We start from the raw sequence: 17,133 nt of genomic DNA, 5'->3' as shown, positions 1-17,133 counted from the left end.
TGAAAGGTGAAACAGAGGGCTTTTACTTAGGTCCAGGTTTTTCTCATGAGGCTCGAATCAGGCTCACTCTGTTTCATGTAATGGTAGCTAACCACTACGAAAAACAAGATACAAGGCTCGAAGCCCGTAGGGAAGGCACCGCGCAGCGGCAAGATTTCGCGCCACACGCTGATGTGCCAGAACATGTCCATCGGCCCAGCGATAGCGCGGAGTAAAAAAAGCGTGGGAGATCAAAGAGGGAGGCGCTTTCCTCCCTCTTTGGCGGTTTCGGCGCAGTGAGTTAAGTGATCACTGCAAGTGAGAAACCGAAATATTCTCGATCCCGTTAAAATCCCGTTTGGGTGGCAACCCAAGGTCTTAATTTTGAATTTGAATTTGAAGTAAAAAGCCGCCATTGCAGCGGCCTCTGCAATCATCAGATGAATGATTTTGCCTGCTTCAGCACCACATCACATGCTTTGGTTTTCACTTTCTCTTTCACCTGCGTCAGCCCGCTCCCGAGATTATTCAGGTCAACGCTCTGATCTTTACCGGTTTTCAGCAAACCCCCCAGCCCCTGCTGGTAATCCTTGCTTTCAGCGCCGGAAGCACTCTGGATCCCCAGTTTGTTCAGCAGCTGATCTTTCACGTTTTCTGTGCTGGCTTTGGAAAGTACGTTGTTTTTCACGCAATACTGCAATACACCGGCGACGTTGGTCGCGCTGGTGGAGGTCAGCGCTTTATCGCCGCCGTTTAGCAGTGAAGTCAGTGATGATGTGGTTCCCGTCCCTGAGTTTGTTCCCGCACTGTTCAGGCCGTCGGTGGCTGCCTGTTGCAGTTGTCCCAGCAGGTTATTTGATGCCTGTGCGGAGGCTGCCACTAACAGGCTGCCCGCGACGATTGCCAGAACGCCAGCTTTTAATGCTTTCATGTGCTACTCCATTCATTTCACTTATATATTGCGGGAAAGCTTGGTCTTAAATGATGAATTCATCAATAGGAAAATGGGAGATAAACCGGCAATGCCGGTTTTATTTGATCGTCGACGGGGGTTTAAGCGGTTGTTGCTGCGTCAGCCACAGACCGGCGGCGGTGAAGAAATGCTGTGCCAGCGCCGTCGCCCTGCCCGGTTCGGCAACCACCAATGCTGCGTGGCGGGTCATTGGCGTGATGTCCAGCGGGCAGCGTTTCAGTGCCGGATGCATTTCATCAATCAGATGCCCGCTCGGCACCAGCGCGCAGCCAATGCCGACAAACACGCCCTGCATCAGCTGAAATATTGAGGTGCTTTCCAGACGCGGATGCAGTTCCAGCCCGGCCTGACGGAAAAAATTATCCAGATACCGGCGGAAATATCGGCTCGGCTCGGAAAGACACAAAGGCAACGCCGCGGCCTGTTCGGCGGTCATCAGCCCGACATTGTCCAGCTCAGGGAAATGGTCCGGGTGATACACCACGTCCACGCCGCCGTCATCAAGCGACACCAGTTGGAAACGCAGTTCATTGAGGGTTGAAAATTCGAAAAAGCCGATACCGACATCCACGGAATGGCTGCTCAGCGCTTCAATCAGCTGATCGGCGCTGACTTCCGAGACGCGGTAATCCAGCCCCGGATGCGCCTGGCTCACCGCTTTGATCAGCTGCGCCAGCGAAACGCTGCACTGCGGCATAACGCCGATGCGTAACGTCCCGCTCATGCCTTGTTTGAGAGATTCCACCTCCAGCTTAAGGCCTTCGTAAACCGCCACGATTTCGCGCGCCCAGCTCAGCACCCGCAGGCCTTCGGCGGTGAATCCTTCAAAGTTGTTACCCCGGTTGATCAGGTTCAGCCCGAGTTCTTTTTCAAGGTTTTTGAGCCGCATCGACAGCGTCGGCTGGCTGACAAAACTGGCTTCCGCCGCCCGACCGAAATGACGTTCCCGTTCAAGATTACAGAGATAAATAAGCTGTTTGATGTCCATTTTATTGAATATTCATTGAGTTACAGTGATTAATTCAGAACACAATGTGAACGGAATTGCCCGCGGAAAGCGACTTCCCGGATGATGCATACCGCATGATATCCCACATTCACGAAATTTGTTTTTCGGGATACGCGGGAAATCATGCCGGAATCACATTTGATTACTTTATAACTCGCAGCTTATTCATAAGGGCAGATTATTCAATAAAGACCGGGCGCTTTTCGCGCAGCGACTTCAGCCCTTCCCTGACCAGAATCAGCGCCATTTTCCCGTCGTGACCGGTGACCTGCGTTTCGGTGTCGTGACGGATGGCGTCGATAAAGGCTTCGGCTTCGCGTACGTAGGCTTCCTGATATAACTTCGTCCAGGACGGCATGGATTGCGCCTGAATGGTTTTGTCGCGCGTCACCACCTCCACGTTATTGCTGTTCTGGCGGCCAACTTTGACAATGCCGTGCGTGCCGAGAATTTCCGCGCGGGCATCGTAGCCGTACTGAACGTACTGCGCGCCGTCGATCATGCCGATGATACCGTTGGTGAACTGCATCATGACCGCGCAGGTGTCGTAATAATCGGGGTATTCCACGGCTTTTTCCGGTGAACGGAAATTATGGCCGATGACGTGGATCATGCTCACTTCGGCTCCGGCGTACCACCTGAGCGTATCGAGATCGTGGCTGTTCACTTCGGCAACCGGCCCGCCACTTTTGGAAATATCGAACATCCACTCTTTAGGCTCGCTCGGGCCATGCGTCAGTGATTTCAGTAACGTCACTTCGCCGACGGTTTTATTTTCAATCACCTCTTTGCCCGTTTTAAAATTCTCATCAAAACGGCGCATAAAACCCAACTGTAATTTGACGTTATATTCCCGGCACGCGTCGATCATGTCGTTGCATTCTTCTTCCGTTCCGGCCATCGGCTTTTCGCAGAAAATATGTTTTCCGGCTTTCGCGGCGGCAACCACAATATCCCGGTGTAAATGTGTGGGTGTCACCACCACAATAGCGTCGATGCTTTCGTTATTCAGGGCTTCGCGATAATCGGTGTATTGATATTCCACCTGAAGTTCTTTCTGTACTTCCGCCAGATTTTCCGCGTCGGGATCGCATATTGCCATTAACCGCGCATGACGAAGATTGCCGTTATAATTCCGGGCATGGATCATCCCCGCGCGGCCACAGCCAATCAGACACACATTAATCATTTTATTCATTTTCAGCCTCAGTCAGGGCACGTTTCGTTATTTACCGGCCTGCATCACAGGCCAGTTTTCTGAATGCTATTTCGCAGCGATGAGTTCATTAACGATTTTTATGCCGGCAGAACTGCCCAGACGCGTTGCGCCCGCATCAATCATGGCAAGCGCATCGCTCAGTGTGCGAATTCCGCCCGCAGCTTTAACCTGAACGTGTTCGCCCGCGTGTTCTTTCATTAATCTGACGTGTTCAGTGGTTGCGCCCGCCGTGCCGAATCCTGTGGAGGTTTTAACAAAGCCCGGTTTCACTTCTGAGGCGATTTTTGCCACGTTGATAATCTCTTCTGTCGTCAGGTAACAGGTTTCGAAAATGACTTTCGACACAATCCCGGCTTTATTGGCAACAGCGACCAGCGCCGCCATTTCCGCTCTGATATAGGCGTAGTCATGCTCTTTGACTTTGCCGACATTGAGCAGGTAATCGAATTCCTGCGCGCCATTATTCACGGCGTCCTGTGCTTCAAATACTTTAGCGGCGATGGTCATCTGGCCCAGCGGGAAACCGATCGCCGCGCCGGTCAGCACCGGTGAACCTTTCAGCATTTCGCGGCACGTGGCGACCGGCCAGGAGTTGATGGCGACAGAAGCAAAACCGTATTCTTTCGCTTCATCACACAGTTTTTGGAAATCATCTTTGGTCGCAAACGCATGAAGATTGGTATGGTCAAAGAATGCAGCCAGTTTTTCAGCAGAGTATTTCATTTTCTATTCCTTAATCAGGTTTTAGTATTCAGGGAATTGCCTGCCGGCAAATAAATTTATGGGTTACGATGACAATAATTTCAGCCCGCCTCTTCCACCAGCGTGGATAAATAATGACTCAGTATTTCACTGGCCTCTTTTTCCTGTTCGCCTTCGCAGAGTAAAGTAATCGTCGAATCATGAACGATGCCGAGTTTCATCAGCGCAAGCATACTTCTGCCATCGGCTGCTTTTTCTTTATTCACCAGGCTGACGTTGCAGTTGAATTTCTTCGCCATTTTCGAAAATGTTGCACAGGGACGACTGTGAAATCCCATGGGGTTAATAAAACGTATTTTTGATGCAATCATAACGTTCTGCTTCCTTATTAATTAGCTTAAACAGTCAGCGCGGATTTATTAAATTTAGCCTTGCGGTATAACCCGTAAATAATGCCGCCGGTCAGTCCGCCGCTGAGAATAGCCATTACCCAAAGTAAACCGTGCGTGACGAGCGGAAGAATAATCAGCCCGCCGTGCGGGGCTGGCACCGCGACTTTAAAGAAGAACGTCAGCGTGGCACCGATCGACGCGCTCAGCATGAGTATCGGGATCACACGCAGCGGATCTTTTGCGGCAAAGGGGATTGCGCCTTCGGCAATAAACGTCGCGCTGAGAATAAAGTTCACCAGCCCGGCGGCCTGCTCTTCTTTTTCGAAATACTTTCTGAACATCACGGTCGCAAAGGCAATCACCAGCGGCGGCACCATGCTGGCGGTCATGACGCCGGCCATAAATAATGCGTTGCCCTGCTCAGCCAGCAACATCGTTCCGGTAACATACGCGGCTTTGTTCACCGGGCCGCCGAGGTCAAACGCGCTCATACAGCCAATCACAATGCCAAGCAATAGCGGGTTCGCGTGTTCCAGCCCGGCCAGCCACACCATCATGCCTTTATTTAAGGCCGCGATGGTCGAACCGGCAGAAAGCATGAAGGTACCGACCACCAGAACGCCAATCAGCGGCATCAGGAAGATGGACTTGAAACCTTCCAGCGAACGGGGAAATGAACGGGTGATGTGCAGCATCCATTTCATGAAATAACCGGCGAAAAAGCCCGCAATAATGCCACCGAGAAAGCCCGCGCCGATGTCAGTCGCCAGCAGGCCGCCGACGAATCCGGCCACAAAACCGGGGCGGTTCGAAATGGAGTACGCGATAAACGCGGTGAAGACCGGCACCATTAATGAAAACGAGAGTTTGCCGAGTTTAAACAGGCTGGCGGCAATCGGGTTGTATTGCACGCTGGTCGGGTCAAAAGAGTAAATGCCCCAGAAGAAGGAAATGGCGATTAAGACGCCGCCTGCGACCACGAACGGCAACATGTTCGACACGCCGTTCATCAGGGAGATATAAACCGACCGTCCGGCGCCCTGACGCTCTGCTTTTTCGGCAGCAGGTTTTTCATGATCAGGCGTTGCAATTTGTTCGTGCCGGTAAACGTCTTCTTCACCGGCCATCGCCCTGGCCACCAGTTCAGTGGCTTTTTTGACACCGTGCCCGACCGATGCGCGGATCAACGGCTTGCCGTCGAAGCGTGCCATTTCCACCGCTTTGTCGGACGCCAGAATCACCATATCGGCCCGGGCGATTTCTTCTGCCGTCAGCGCGTTTTCAATGCCCACGGCCCCGTTGGTTTCAACGCGGATCTCCGCACCGGCTTTTTCAGCGGCCTTTTTCAGCGCGGCTTCCGCCATAAACGTATGGGCGATCCCCGTCGGACATCCCGTTACTGCGACAAAAAACTTTTCTCTGGTCGACATGATTCTGGCTCCATAAAGGGTGACTTTTCCGGCCTGTCATTTACTGCTGATCTACTCTGTTTATTATCGTTTTCTATCGATATCAGATGAATTCAGGCCAGAACAGAACGTGAAGAGGTTAATCAACGTAACGGGTTATGATTTCAATGACCTGCGCTTCATCCTTTGCCGCAGCAATCTGGTCACGGAAATCATCTTCCATAATCGCGCCCGCGAGTTTCATCAGGATCCTGATGTGTTCATCACCCGCGCTTTCTTCAGGCACGGCAATCATGAAGACGTACTGCGCCTGGTCATCTTCTTCGGCATCCCATAAAACCGGCTTCGCCAGCCGGGCAAAGGCGACAACCGGCAACGCCACCGCGTCGCTCTTGCCGTGCGGGATGGCGAAGTCGTGGCCGACCGCCGTTGAGAACTCAACTTCTCTTTTACGGATGGCCGCCATGAAGTCTTCGAAACCACCCGGGTTCAGGCACCCGGTCGCTTCAATCTTTTTGCCCATTTGCCGCAGAACGTCGTCTTTATCCTGTGCGTCCAGACGCAACATCACGGTGTCTTCTGAAAAAATCCTCATACTGGCTTTCCCTTTTGCTGTTAATTATCGTTTGTTATCGTTTATGAGTGAATAAAGAGCAAAACGATAGTAAACAATTGACATCGGTAATTACATGACTAAACTCACAAGAATTCACATTGAGTCGATTTTTTGATCAACACCCCGTTCAGCAAAAGATGCTCCGTCCTGTAACCATTGAGAGGCTGTTATGAAAGCAATTCAGTTATTTGCCAAAGGTGAACTCCGTTTAACCGACCTGCCTGAACCCGAAATCGCGCCAGACGAAGTGCTGCTGGCCTGTAAAGTCGGGGCGATTTGCGGTACCGATTTGCGGATGTTCGCCAACGGCCATCGCCAGTCACCGCAGGCGTTAACGCTGGGGCATGAATTATCGGGCGTCATTGAGAAAGTGGGGGCGAACGTCAGCCCGGAATGGCGTGTGGGAATGCGCGTGGCAGTCGCCCCCAACTACGGATGCGGCACCTGCGACAGCTGCATCAGCGGCAATACGCAAACCTGCAAGGAATTCCAGGCGTTGGGTATTCAGAAAAACGGCGCGTTTGCCCGTTATGTGGTGATCCCCGCCCGCGCCGTGCAGCAGGGAAATATCGTGGCGTTGCCGGACCACGTTTCGTTTGAAGAAGGCGCGCTGATTGAGCCTTTTTCCTGTGTCTATAATGCCTTTGAGCGCTGCCATACCCGCGCCGGCGACACGGTTCTGGTGATTGGCGCGGGGCCGATTGGCCTGATGCACGCCATGCTGCATAAAGCGGCGGGTGCCGGAAAAGTGCTGATCAGCGACATCAACCCGGAACGGCTGGCGATGGCGTGTAATTTTGACCCGGACTTTGTGCCGGTAAGCGGCACCGATACGCTGGCGGACGTCATGCGCATTACGCAAAATCGCGGCTGTGACGTGGTGATTACGGCGGCGTCGATTGCGGAAATTCAGTCGCTGGCCTTTGAACTGACGGCGTTAAATGGCCGCGTGCTGTTCTTCGGCGGTTTGCCGCACGGTAAAGAAATGGTCAGCCTGAATACCAACATTATTCATTACCGGCAGATCACGGTGACCGGCATGAGCGGGCAGAATTTACGTCAGTATCGCGAAAGCCTGAGAATGATTTCCAATGGACTGATTAATCTGAAAGAAATCTTGACTCACAAGTACACTCTTGAACAATATGACGAGGCTTTCAGCGCCGCCCGTTCAGGACAGGCGCTGAAAGTGGCCTTCGTTTTATAACCCGCCGGACACTGAGAAAAATCATGAACGATCATTCGGAAGATAAAGTTTTTTCGCTCGAACGCCAGCAAGCCATTCTTGCGTTTGTGGAGGAAAACAAGAAAGCCACGGTCGCCGAGCTTTGCCAAATATTCAAAGTCTCGACTTCCACGATCCGTAATGATCTTCGTGAAATGGAAAAGAACATGCTGGTGACGCGGACGCACGGCGGCGTGCTGATCCGCAGTAAAACCGGCGTGGAAATGATGTCCACGGAAAAAGAGGTCTGCAACCATGATGCGAAAGTCATGGTTGCGCAGCTCGCACTTGAGCAGATTGAAGACGGCGATACGCTGTTGCTCGATACCGGCACCACCACGCTGGAACTGGCGAAAACTCTGGGTGAACGCCAGCAACTGACGGTGATCACCAACGATTTAAAAATTGCCCTGACGCTGGAAGATTCGCCGGGCGTGGTGAATCTGTTCTTTATCGGCGGCGCAGTGCGCAAACAACTTCACTGCGTGATCCCGTTCAGTAACGACAACAGTTTGTCTGATCTGATCATCGATAAAGCCATCATGGGCACCAACGGTTTTACGCTTAAAAATGGCGCGACGACGCCGGATGTGCGGCAGGCGGCATTTAAAAAGAAGATGATTGCCTGCTCGACCAGCGTGATTTTGCTGGCGGATTCAACCAAAATCGGCCGTGACGCATTCGCCAAATTTGCCGATATCTCCGATATCCATATTTTCATCACCGACAGCATTAAAGATGACGTCCGTTCCGGGCTGGAAGCGCAGGGAATGCTGGTGTGTGACGGCTCAGCGAAAGGCCGCGTGTAATATTATTGCTATTAGGTAATCCTCCTAATTGTGCCATGCCGTTGTGCGGGAAACCGGCAGACATCAGGTTTTCCGACTACGCTTAACAGCTGACACAAACAAAGGAGCACTAAAATGTCATCTCAAGAATTCGATAACGATGCAGATCGTCTGGCTGATAAGGTCGAAAACAAAGCAAACGAGTTTGCTGGCGAAGCGCAGAAGCAATTTGGGGACTTTGTGGATTCACCGAAACATCAGCTGAAAGGCGCGGCACGCAAATACTCTGCTCAGGCAAGTGATGCGGTTTCGGATGTTGCAGAAAAGATTAAAGAAAATCCGCTGTCAGGGTTGATCGCCGCAGGTGCTATCGGCGTCGTGCTCGGTTTACTGCTTGGCCGCAAATAACCCTTACGGTTAATCAGTTTTAAGCTTCAGCAAAAGAAAGCCCGCCGGGCTTTCTTTGTTTTTATTGCCTCGTGAATCCCCCGCCGGTTTCCTTCCTTACGACGTCAGCCCGATAACACCGTGTACACCCATATAAATTCCGACAACGCCAATCAGCACGCTGGAAAAATACGGTGCGCGCCGGGCAAGCGTGTTGAATCCGCTCCAGCGTTTGGCAACCTGACGGACACTCACCGCCGCCCCCACACCCACGGTCACCAGCGTTAACGCCAGCCCGAGGCTGAAACAGACCACCAGCGCGGCACCCAGCGCCAGCGCTTTCAGCTGGATGCAAATCAGCAGCACGGTAATCGCCGCCGGACACGGGATCAGCCCGCCGGTCAGGCCGAAGAACAGAATCTGCCAGTTGGTGACTTCCTGTGTCGCAAACCGCCGCGCGATATCCCCCGCATGCGCCCTTTCGTGTGCGTCCTGATATTCCTGCGCAGCGACGTTAACGCGAAACCCTGTCAGGCTCGCCGGTCTGGCGTTAACGGCGTGAGGCACGCTGGCCGCCTGAAGAATCCCGTGATCGTGGCCGTGATGATGGTCATGCGGATGATCATGATGGTGATCATGAGCGCCGTGATCATGGGTATGCCCCGTGCCATTTTGCTGCTGTTTCCACGCGCTTTCTCCGCGATAAGTCCGCCAGAACATCCACGTGGCTGTTCCGACGATTATCACGGCCGAGATCAGCTGAAGCCAGGGCTCCGCCGATTCGGCAGTAAAACGGTTACTGATAGCCATCCCGCCAAACGCAATCAGCCAGACGATGGCGGTATGCGAAACCGTAGCCGCCAGCCCGAGCATCACTGCCTGCCGGACGGTGCCTTTGATCGCGATGATGAATGCCGCCATCATCGTTTTCGAATGCCCCGGCTCAAGGCCGTGCAAAACCCCTAACAATATGGCGCTGGGAATAAATACCCAGGCATTCCCCTGCTACAACAATGTGGCAAAGTCGTTCATGATTATTATTCTCAAGGAAAGTGGCGCGGACGATTGTACTCCCCCCCAGTATCAAATACTACCCCCCAGTATCCTGAGGATGTTATGCTGTCCGCGTATTTTCGGCCATCAGGGAGTTAACATGTCACATACCATTCGCGATAAACAGAAGCTGAAAGCGCGTACCAGCAAGATTCAGGGACAGGTTGTGGCATTGAATAAAATGCTGGATGAGCCGCACGAATGTTCAGCGGTTTTGCAGCAGATTGCCGCAATCCGGGGTGCGGTCAACGGGCTGATGCGCGAAGTGATCAAGGGACATCTGACCGATCATCTGGTGCATGAAGAGGATGTGGCGAAGCGCGAGGCCGATCTGGATGTCGTGCTGAATGTGCTGAATTCTTACGTGAAGTGATTTGCGCCCATGAAAAAAGGGACCGGAGCCCCTTTTCGTTACTGTCTGTCAGACTTTATTTTCTGACCTGTTTGGTCGCAAAACCTTTGTTCAGCTTACGCCAGTACACCAGCCAGGTGATCAGCGCACACACCACGTAGAACACCAGGAAGACTTTCATCGCACCCGCCGGTGAACCGGTCAGCGCCAGAGAAGTCCCGAAGGCTTTAGGAATGAAGAAGCCGCCGATCGCACCAATCGAAGAGATAAAGCCCAGTGCCGCCGCCGTGTCCGTGACGGCTTCACGCAGCGCTTCGTCGTCGGTTGCACCGCGCGCTTTCGCCTGATCGGTGGTGATTTTACGGAAGATCACCGCAATCATCTGGTAAGTCGAACCACTGCCCAGACCGGCCGTCAGGAACAGCACCATGAAGACGGCGAAGAAGGCCGGGAAGTTACCGCCCGCGCCGTTCACCGGCAGGGTCAGGAACAACAAACCAGCAAAAACAGCCATCAGAATGTAGTTCACCAGCGTCACGCGGATACCGCCCAGACGGTCGGATAACATGCCGCCCGCAGAACGAGCCAGTGCGCCAACAAACGGACCAAAGAACGCGTACGAAATGATGCTTATTTCCGGGAACTGGGTTTTGGTCAGCATCGCAAAACCGGCAGAGAAGCCGATGAACGAGCCGAATGTCGCCAGATACAGCACGCTCATGATCCACAGGTGACCACGTTTGAGTACCGGCAATTGCTGGCGGATAGACGCTTTAGACGTCGCCAGGTCATTCATGCCAAACCATGCGGCAATCGTGCCGATAATCAGGAACGGTACCCAGATCCACGCCGCATTTTGCAGCCACATGTCTGCTCCGTTCGCCAGCGTTTGTTTGTCACTGAACGCGGCAAACACGCCGAGGGAAATCACCAGCGGAGCGACCAGCTGCATTACGCTGACGCCCAGATTACCCAGACCGCCGTTAATACCCAGTGCGCCGCCCTGCTTCGTTTTCGGGAAGAAGAAGCTGATGTTGGACATGCTTGACGCGAAGTTTGCGCCGCCGAAACCGCACAGCAGTGCGATAATCAGGAACGTGTTGTAAGACGTGCTGACATCCTGCACCGCGAAGCCCAGCCATGCGCACGGCAGAACCAGGAAGATGGTGCTGAGTGCCGTCCAGCGACGACCGCCAAACAGCGGGATCATGAACGAGTAAGGAACGCGCAGCAGTGCGCCGGAAACGGAAGGAATGGCGGTCAGCATGAACAGCTGATCGGTGGTGAAGTTAAAGCCGACTTTGTTCAGGTTTACCGACACCAGGCTGAACAGCATCCAGACGCAGAAACCCAGTAACAGACAAGGCACTGAAATCCAGAGATTCCGGCTCGCCACTTTATGCCCGGTTTTTTCCCAAAATGCCGGATCTTCCGGCCGCCAGTCCTGTAGCAGGCGTGACGGCTTTTCCGTTGATGGAGCAGATGTTTGTGACATAAGTACCTCGTGTAGCAGCGCGTTATAGTTGTAATGACTGAGTTATGTCGCACACACTAGGTAGAGCACCGCTTCCGCATGTTGATGCAAATCAACGCAACGGCAGGTGTAAAAAGGCGAAAAAAAGACCACAAATCCTTTGTGAGTATCCGGCGGGTTTCAGATAAAGTGCTAAGATTCATTGAGTTGGTCACTCAATCTCCCTGTGATTATCAGGAGTATCAACCTGATGGAAATAAAGGAGTAATCACAAAGAGGTATAGGGAAACTCCCCCTGATCATAAAAAATGCCACTCCGTAATTATATCGTTTCAGCTTTTCACGGTATTTACCGCTCCCGACACAGGTCCAGGAACCCAGTTATGTTTAAACGCGCTTTGCCTTCTCTTTCGCTGGTCAGTCAGATCACCCTGCTGATGCTGCTGCTCGGCCTGCTGGGCATTGGCGGAATGAGCATGGCGGCGTGGATGGCGGGAAGTATTGAAGGTAACGCCCACGCCATTAATAAAGCCGGTTCGCTGCGCATGCAGAGTTACCGGTTATTGTCCGAAGTGCCGCTGAACGGCAAAAGCGCCGCATATATCCGCCAGATGGAAGTTGACCAGAACAGCGCCGATTTGTTGCAGGCCGTTGAGCGTGAAAATCTCCAGCCGCAATTTTTTGCCCTGCGCCATTACTGGCAGACCACCTTGCGCGATCAGGTTCTGGCAGCGAAACATCCGCAGGACGTCTCCGCGAATATGGCGGTGTTTGTCAGCCAGCTCGATACGCTGGTCGCCGAGCTGGAACATAAAACCGAATACCATTTGCAGCAGATTGCGCTGATCCAGCGCGGTCTGGTGTCTTTCACCCTGATCCTGCTGGCGCTGACCATCTGGTTCCTCCGTCGTCATCTGCTGACGCCGTGGCGCAGCCTGCTTTCTCAGGCCAGCGCCATCACCGCCGGTGACTTCACCCGCCGCTATGAACGCAAACGCGTGGCGACCGGCAATGCGCATAACGAGATGGATATTCTCGGCGATTCGCTCAACAGCATGTCAGTGGCGCTGGGTGAAATGGTGGATAATCTGGCGCAGCGCGTGGCGGAGAAAACCGCCGATCTGCAACAGAAAAACCGGGTGCTGGATTACCTGTACCGCGTCAGCCGCCAGCTGCACACCAGCGCACCGCTGGAAATGCGGATGCAGCCGGTACTGAAAGAATTGCAGTCACTGACGCCGCTCAGTGGCGTGCAGGTGCGGCAATACGAAAATAACGGCGCGGAAGTGTTTAATGAATTCAGTCAGGCGTCGCCGCGCCAGCCGGTCAGCCCGAAAGTGGGTGATCATGCGGGTGAAACCGGGGAATCCCTGAGCTGGAGTCTGCGCGATGAGCGCGAAAACTACGGCGTTCTGCTGGCGCAGTTGCCGTCGGGGCAACATCTTAATGACGATCAGCAACAGCTGGTGAATACGCTGCTTGAGCAACTGACCAGCACTTTAATGCTGGCGCGGCAGGCTGAGGATCAGCAGCAGCTGATGCTGATGGAAGAACGTTCGGCCATCGCCCGCGAGCTTCACGATTCGCTGGCGCAGTCGCTGTCCTGCCTGAAAATTCAGGTGGCCTGTTTGCAGATGCATCAGGAAAGATTGTGTGAGGAAGATGCGGCACTGTTACAGCAGATGCGTGAGGAGCTGAGCACCGCGTACCGCCAGCTGCGCGAACTGCTGACAACGTTCCGCCTGACGATCAATACACCCGGCCTGCGGGCTGCGCTGCAACATACGGTGGACGAATTCTCGCGCCGCATGGGGCTGGCGATAGATTTCGATTATCAGATCCCGCCGCGATCGGTTCCGGCGAATCAGGGCATTCACCTGTTACACATCGCCCGCGAGGCGCTGAACAATGCCTATAAACACGCGAAAGCGACGCAGGTTTCCCTTTCACTGCACGCCAGTGAAGGCGAAATCACCATGAGCATCTGCGACAACGGCGAAGGTATTTCCCCTGACGCAGAGCGGCAAAATCATTACGGCCTGATCATCATGCAGGATCGCGCCAGCACATTACACGGCCAATGTCGGGTTGCCCGACGTCCGGACGGCGGCACAGAAGTCACGGTCCGTTTCCGTCCGGAAGCGTTACCCATTAATCCCCAGGAGCAAGTATGAACGACATCACCCCTTCCACCATTTTGCTGATTGACGATCATCCTATGCTGCGCAACGGCGTGAAACAGCTGATTGCGCTCGATGCCAGTCTGCAAGTCATTGGCGAAGCCAGCAACGGCGAACAGGGTGTCGAACTCGCGAAACAGCTCGACCCGGATCTGATCCTGCTGGATCTGAATATGCCCGGCATGAACGGGCTGGATACGCTCGACAGCATGCGTCAGACCTCACTGTCCGGCCGCGTGGTGGTGTTCAGCGTATCCAATCATGAAGATGACGTGGTGACGGCGTTAAAACGCGGCGCGGACGGCTACCTGCTCAAAGACATGGAGCCGGAAGATTTACTGGCCGCCCTGCACAACGCCGCGGCGGGCAAAATGGTGCTGAGCGAAGCACTGACGCCGGTGCTGGCGGCAAGTTTGCGTGAAAGCCGTCCGAGCGGCGATCGCGATATTCAATCCCTGACGCCGCGTGAACGCGACATCATCAAGCTGATTGCCGAAGGTTTGCCGAACAAGATGATTGCCCGCCGCCTGAACATCACCGAAAGCACGGTGAAAGTTCACGTGAAGCATTTGCTTAAAAAGATGAAGCTGAAATCCCGCGTCGAAGCTGCGGTCTGGGTGTTGCAGAGTAACGTGATTTAACGTTTAGAAATTCAGCCCGGCGTCATCGCCGTATTGCGGTTGCGCCGTCAGCGGTGGGGAAACGGTCAGCGTGATCCAGTTTGACGTTACTTTCTGCGATTTGCTGTCTTCCACCGTCACTGATAAACGGTAGCTGTTGGAGGCGCCCGGCGAATTGTCCCATTGCGGCACGATCACGCTCCAGCCTTCCGCGTTACGGTTATTGGCCGGCGGCGTCAGGCTCAGCGCCTGCGTATCGCCCTGCCAGCTCAGCGCGACAACGGAATTGAGCGCCCGCAGTTGCAGTTTCAGCGGCACCGTCTCGCCCGGTTGCAATGACCACGGCGGCGTCGCCAGATATACCGACAGGGTTTTCCGCTGTTTAAACTCCATCACCGGCATGTTATTGCGATCGACCATATCAAACCGGCTGCCGCGCAGTGAACGCGCTGCGGCAACGTTGCGCGATGATAACTGCTGATCCAGCGGCACGCCCAGACGGTAATTGAGCGTCAGTTTCACCACATCCTGATTATCGCCATCCTGCCCGGCCTGATGTTCTGCCATCACGGTCACCAGCGGCACCGGCGTATAATTCAGCCCGAACGAAACCGCCGAAGGATTGCTCTGACGCGTACCGTTACCAAACAAATCCACCTGATTGCCAAAATACTGCTCGTAGCTCAGCGACGCTCCCAGCTGGCGGTAGAACGGCAAATAGCCTTTGGTGGTGATGTCGTAACCACGCGCCTGACGCCGCAGTTGCGCAGACGTGCTGCTGTCGGCGCGATACGAGGTCAGCGGATGATAATAGTTGGTGGAAAATCGCAGGTAATCCGTCCAGGCTTCCGCGCCCAAACTTCCGCGTGTCAGCTGATGGTCGAAATCATTATCGATAAACGCGTTGTAGCCAAGCATCCACGCGCCGGTATTAAAACGCTGGCCCAGACCGAAATTCCCCACCGTGGCGTCCGCCGCGCTTTGCAGGCCGATCTGGCTGTAGACCAGGTTATTCTCTGAATTGTACAACGGGCTGAAAAGCTGGCCGGAGCTGCCATCCAGATTATGACCGGTGACATCCAGCGTTGTGCTGACAGTGCCCAGCGGCGAAAGCAAACTGCTGGTTTCTTTTTGCACCAGTTTGGCGGCCTGGCTGAGCGCGATATTTTCCGCCTGCAAGCGCAGCGGATCGTCGCTGTCTGATGTGGTCGTGCCGAGTTCTTTCAGCGTGGTGGCGAGCTGTTTTTCCGTCGCGCTCGGGGCATTGTCATTTTTAATGTACTGACTGCCGAGGCTGGGTAACACATTGGATTGCCGGATGTTTCCGGTATTAAACGCGGACTGTTCATCACCCGCAGGCAGGAAACCGGAGAGATCATACGAAAGCCCGCGAGCGCCGGAAGCAACTTCAGAAGGGTCTGCCGTCAGCGCAGAGGCACTTCCAGCATAGAAAGCCAATCCCCCTGCCACGAGCAGAGAGAAGCAGGTTGAGCCCGCATAACGCTTCAATAAATAAGAAAAAAAATCTGTGACCTTTGTCATGCCTTACACATTTTAAACGTAAGGTTTGATCTTACCTGACAAACGACATATTTCAACCTTCATGCCATGAATGGCCACATACCCCTTTTCATAAAGTGGAATTATGCGGGGGTATTCCCTGCAATACGTGCGGTTAAAATCCACGCACATCACAAAAAAACGTCTAAAATTACAACATTAAAAACCATTCGCACACATTTCATAACATTTTTAACAAATTAACCATTTATCTTTACAGGTCATTTTCATTTATCCTTAGCAGGTTAACGATTTATTCCGGTGCCACCCGACTGCTTTTGCAGAGCGCACCGGAATTCAGACCGGCATTTTTAATGGCAGTCGTCAGGCCGTAAAAAATGCTTCTGCACGCGTCCCTCTCCCCTTTTCTTCCGCCCGGAAGACGACGGGATGTGCGCCATTTATAGCTGCAACTTGCTACATAAAAAACAGGGAACATAAATGAGCAAAAAAACGTTACCGGGTGTCACCCGCAGGCAAATTCTCTCGTTCACGGCAGCCTCCGCAGTATTGGGCGCGGCCAAGGCCGCAAACGCGGTAACCCTCAAAGGAACGCCCGTGTGGAGCCCCTTTGACGCCAGCCCGCCTCCGCAAATTGATATCGATGGCTGGGCTTTCTTCACCGACGCCGAAGCCGCCGCCATGGAAGCCATTGTTGACCGGCTGGTACCCGCCGACAATCTGAGCGTCGGAGGTAAAGACGCCGGATGCGCAGTGTTTATCGACCGCCAGCTGGCCGGTTTCTACGGCACCTACGCCCGCCTTTACATGGAAGGCCCGTTCCAGGACGGCACACCGGAACAGGGCGACCAGTCTCCTTTAGTTCCTCAGCAGCGTTATCGTCTCGGCCTGGCCGCACTGGATACATACAGCCAGTCGCAGCATCAGAAACTGTTCAAAGATCTGCCCGGCGACCAGCAGGACCAAATCCTGTCCGGCCTCGAAGGCGGAAAAATTGCTCTGGATGGGATCGATTCCAAACTGTTCTTCGCCATTGCGCTCAAGAACACCATGGAAGGTTTCTTCGCTGATCCGATTTATGGCGGTAACCGCAATATGGTGTCGTGGAAAATGCTGGGCTTCCCCGGCGCACGCTACGATTACCGCGAATATGTCGGCAAACATAACCAGAAACTCGATCTGGAACCGCTGAGCATTTCAGGCGGCGACGCATGGAAAATGAAGAGCTAAGGGC

Annotated in this window: 18 protein-coding genes; 8 read left to right on the top strand and 10 right to left on the bottom strand. The window is 53.7% G+C overall.

Going from position 1 to position 17,133, the window contains the following annotated elements; translation table 11 throughout:
* Positions 1 to 215: hypothetical protein (locus tag IV433_RS26225; protein ID WP_229893620.1), on the top strand; the 215-nt coding region annotated here is incomplete at its 5' end.
* A 200-nt stretch (positions 216 to 415) separates the two neighbouring features.
* On the opposite strand, the gene IV433_RS21690 is transcribed toward IV433_RS26225, so the two are convergent.
* From IV433_RS21690 to IV433_RS21660, 7 genes are all read right to left on the bottom strand, one after another.
* On the bottom strand, positions 416 to 910 hold the full coding sequence (locus IV433_RS21690; protein ID WP_195815885.1) for a DUF2501 domain-containing protein: 495 nt from the start codon (positions 908 to 910) through the stop codon (positions 416 to 418).
* A gap of 100 nt (positions 911 to 1,010) precedes the next feature.
* Positions 1,011 to 1,940, bottom strand: a complete 930-nt coding sequence (locus IV433_RS21685) for a LysR family transcriptional regulator (RefSeq protein WP_195815884.1) — start codon at positions 1,938 to 1,940, stop codon at positions 1,011 to 1,013.
* Positions 1,941 to 2,139: 199 nt separating this feature from the next.
* Positions 2,140 to 3,159 (bottom strand): Gfo/Idh/MocA family oxidoreductase, encoded by a 1,020-nt coding sequence (locus tag IV433_RS21680; protein WP_195815883.1) that lies wholly within the window; start codon positions 3,157 to 3,159, stop codon positions 2,140 to 2,142.
* Between the two features lie 66 nt (positions 3,160 to 3,225).
* Complete coding sequence (gene deoC, locus IV433_RS21675) at positions 3,226 to 3,903, bottom strand: deoxyribose-phosphate aldolase (RefSeq protein WP_195815882.1); 678 nt, start codon at positions 3,901 to 3,903, stop codon at positions 3,226 to 3,228.
* Positions 3,904 to 3,983: 80 nt separating this feature from the next.
* On the bottom strand, positions 3,984 to 4,253 hold the full coding sequence (locus IV433_RS21670) for an HPr family phosphocarrier protein (protein ID WP_195815881.1): 270 nt from the start codon (positions 4,251 to 4,253) through the stop codon (positions 3,984 to 3,986).
* A gap of 26 nt (positions 4,254 to 4,279) precedes the next feature.
* Positions 4,280 to 5,704 carry a PTS fructose transporter subunit IIC gene (locus IV433_RS21665; RefSeq protein ID WP_195815880.1) on the bottom strand — a complete coding sequence of 475 codons (1,425 nt, stop codon included), beginning with the start codon at positions 5,702 to 5,704 and terminating at the stop codon, positions 4,280 to 4,282.
* A 118-nt stretch (positions 5,705 to 5,822) separates the two neighbouring features.
* Positions 5,823 to 6,278, bottom strand: a complete 456-nt coding sequence (locus IV433_RS21660; RefSeq protein WP_195815879.1) for a PTS sugar transporter subunit IIA — start codon at positions 6,276 to 6,278, stop codon at positions 5,823 to 5,825.
* A gap of 190 nt (positions 6,279 to 6,468) precedes the next feature.
* Here IV433_RS21660 and IV433_RS21655 point away from each other — a divergent pair, with 190 nt between their 5' ends.
* The 3 genes from IV433_RS21655 to IV433_RS21645 all read left to right on the top strand — a co-directional run bounded on the left by IV433_RS21655 (position 6,469) and on the right by IV433_RS21645 (position 8,720).
* A complete protein-coding gene (locus IV433_RS21655; protein ID WP_195815878.1) occupies positions 6,469 to 7,506 on the top strand; it encodes an alcohol dehydrogenase catalytic domain-containing protein in 1,038 nt (345 codons plus the stop codon).
* Between the two features lie 23 nt (positions 7,507 to 7,529).
* Entirely contained in the window at positions 7,530 to 8,333 is an 804-nt protein-coding gene (locus IV433_RS21650) for a DeoR/GlpR family DNA-binding transcription regulator (RefSeq protein ID WP_195815877.1), read from the top strand.
* A gap of 114 nt (positions 8,334 to 8,447) precedes the next feature.
* On the top strand, positions 8,448 to 8,720 hold the full coding sequence (locus tag IV433_RS21645; protein ID WP_101078878.1) for a DUF883 family protein: 273 nt from the start codon (positions 8,448 to 8,450) through the stop codon (positions 8,718 to 8,720).
* A gap of 96 nt (positions 8,721 to 8,816) precedes the next feature.
* Here IV433_RS21645 and IV433_RS21640 read toward each other — a convergent pair whose 3' ends face one another.
* Positions 8,817 to 9,683, bottom strand: a complete 867-nt coding sequence (locus IV433_RS21640; RefSeq protein WP_370530274.1) for a nickel/cobalt efflux transporter — start codon at positions 9,681 to 9,683, stop codon at positions 8,817 to 8,819.
* A gap of 169 nt (positions 9,684 to 9,852) precedes the next feature.
* Between IV433_RS21640 and rcnR the strand changes: the two genes are divergently transcribed.
* Positions 9,853 to 10,125, top strand: coding sequence for a Ni(II)/Co(II)-binding transcriptional repressor RcnR (gene rcnR, locus IV433_RS21635; protein WP_195815876.1), 273 nt, complete (start codon positions 9,853 to 9,855; stop codon positions 10,123 to 10,125).
* A 55-nt stretch (positions 10,126 to 10,180) separates the two neighbouring features.
* Here rcnR and IV433_RS21630 read toward each other — a convergent pair whose 3' ends face one another.
* A complete protein-coding gene (locus IV433_RS21630; protein ID WP_195815875.1) occupies positions 10,181 to 11,599 on the bottom strand; it encodes a NarK family nitrate/nitrite MFS transporter in 1,419 nt (472 codons plus the stop codon).
* Between the two features lie 362 nt (positions 11,600 to 11,961).
* Here IV433_RS21630 and narX point away from each other — a divergent pair, with 362 nt between their 5' ends.
* Positions 11,962 to 13,752, top strand: coding sequence for a nitrate/nitrite two-component system sensor histidine kinase NarX (gene narX, locus IV433_RS21625; RefSeq protein ID WP_195815874.1), 1,791 nt, complete (start codon positions 11,962 to 11,964; stop codon positions 13,750 to 13,752).
* A complete protein-coding gene (narL, locus tag IV433_RS21620) occupies positions 13,749 to 14,399 on the top strand; it encodes a two-component system response regulator NarL (RefSeq protein ID WP_195815873.1) in 651 nt (216 codons plus the stop codon). The genes narX and narL overlap by 4 nt, the downstream gene beginning before the upstream one ends.
* A 3-nt stretch (positions 14,400 to 14,402) precedes the next feature.
* On the opposite strand, the gene IV433_RS21615 is transcribed toward narL, so the two are convergent.
* Positions 14,403 to 15,836 carry a YchO/YchP family invasin gene (locus tag IV433_RS21615; RefSeq protein WP_229893618.1) on the bottom strand — a complete coding sequence of 478 codons (1,434 nt, stop codon included), beginning with the start codon at positions 15,834 to 15,836 and terminating at the stop codon, positions 14,403 to 14,405.
* 543 nt (positions 15,837 to 16,379) lie between these two features.
* Here IV433_RS21615 and IV433_RS21610 point away from each other — a divergent pair.
* Positions 16,380 to 17,129, top strand: coding sequence for a gluconate 2-dehydrogenase subunit 3 family protein (locus IV433_RS21610; protein ID WP_195815871.1), 750 nt, complete (start codon positions 16,380 to 16,382; stop codon positions 17,127 to 17,129).
* Positions 17,130 to 17,133 lie beyond the last annotated feature (4 nt).

Source organism: Rahnella laticis, from assembly GCF_015644585.1.
In the GTDB taxonomy this organism is placed as follows: Bacteria; Pseudomonadota; Gammaproteobacteria; order Enterobacterales; family Enterobacteriaceae; genus Rahnella; species Rahnella laticis.
This window is presented reverse-complemented; position numbering and strand designations above follow the sequence as displayed.

Excerpts from the sequence above, each read along its gene's own strand:
- IV433_RS21690 (WP_195815885.1), bottom strand. The coding sequence starts at position 910 with ATGAAAGCATTAAAAGCTGGCGTTCTGGCAATCGTCGCGGGCAGCCTG.
- IV433_RS21660 (WP_195815879.1), bottom strand. The coding sequence starts at position 6,278 with ATGAGGATTTTTTCAGAAGACACCGTGATGTTGCGTCTGGACGCACAG.
- IV433_RS21670 (WP_195815881.1), bottom strand. The coding sequence starts at position 4,253 with ATGATTGCATCAAAAATACGTTTTATTAACCCCATGGGATTTCACAGT.
- narL (WP_195815873.1), top strand. The coding sequence starts at position 13,749 with ATGAACGACATCACCCCTTCCACCATTTTGCTGATTGACGATCATCCT.
- narX (WP_195815874.1), top strand. The coding sequence starts at position 11,962 with ATGTTTAAACGCGCTTTGCCTTCTCTTTCGCTGGTCAGTCAGATCACC.
- IV433_RS21650 (WP_195815877.1), top strand. The coding sequence starts at position 7,530 with ATGAACGATCATTCGGAAGATAAAGTTTTTTCGCTCGAACGCCAGCAA.
- IV433_RS21685 (WP_195815884.1), bottom strand. The coding sequence starts at position 1,940 with ATGGACATCAAACAGCTTATTTATCTCTGTAATCTTGAACGGGAACGT.
- IV433_RS21610 (WP_195815871.1), top strand. The coding sequence starts at position 16,380 with ATGAGCAAAAAAACGTTACCGGGTGTCACCCGCAGGCAAATTCTCTCG.
- IV433_RS21665 (WP_195815880.1), bottom strand. The coding sequence starts at position 5,704 with ATGTCGACCAGAGAAAAGTTTTTTGTCGCAGTAACGGGATGTCCGACG.
- IV433_RS21655 (WP_195815878.1), top strand. The coding sequence starts at position 6,469 with ATGAAAGCAATTCAGTTATTTGCCAAAGGTGAACTCCGTTTAACCGAC.
- rcnR (WP_195815876.1), top strand. The coding sequence starts at position 9,853 with ATGTCACATACCATTCGCGATAAACAGAAGCTGAAAGCGCGTACCAGC.
- deoC (WP_195815882.1), bottom strand. The coding sequence starts at position 3,903 with ATGAAATACTCTGCTGAAAAACTGGCTGCATTCTTTGACCATACCAAT.
- IV433_RS21645 (WP_101078878.1), top strand. The coding sequence starts at position 8,448 with ATGTCATCTCAAGAATTCGATAACGATGCAGATCGTCTGGCTGATAAG.
- IV433_RS21680 (WP_195815883.1), bottom strand. The coding sequence starts at position 3,159 with ATGAATAAAATGATTAATGTGTGTCTGATTGGCTGTGGCCGCGCGGGG.
- IV433_RS21630 (WP_195815875.1), bottom strand. The coding sequence starts at position 11,599 with ATGTCACAAACATCTGCTCCATCAACGGAAAAGCCGTCACGCCTGCTA.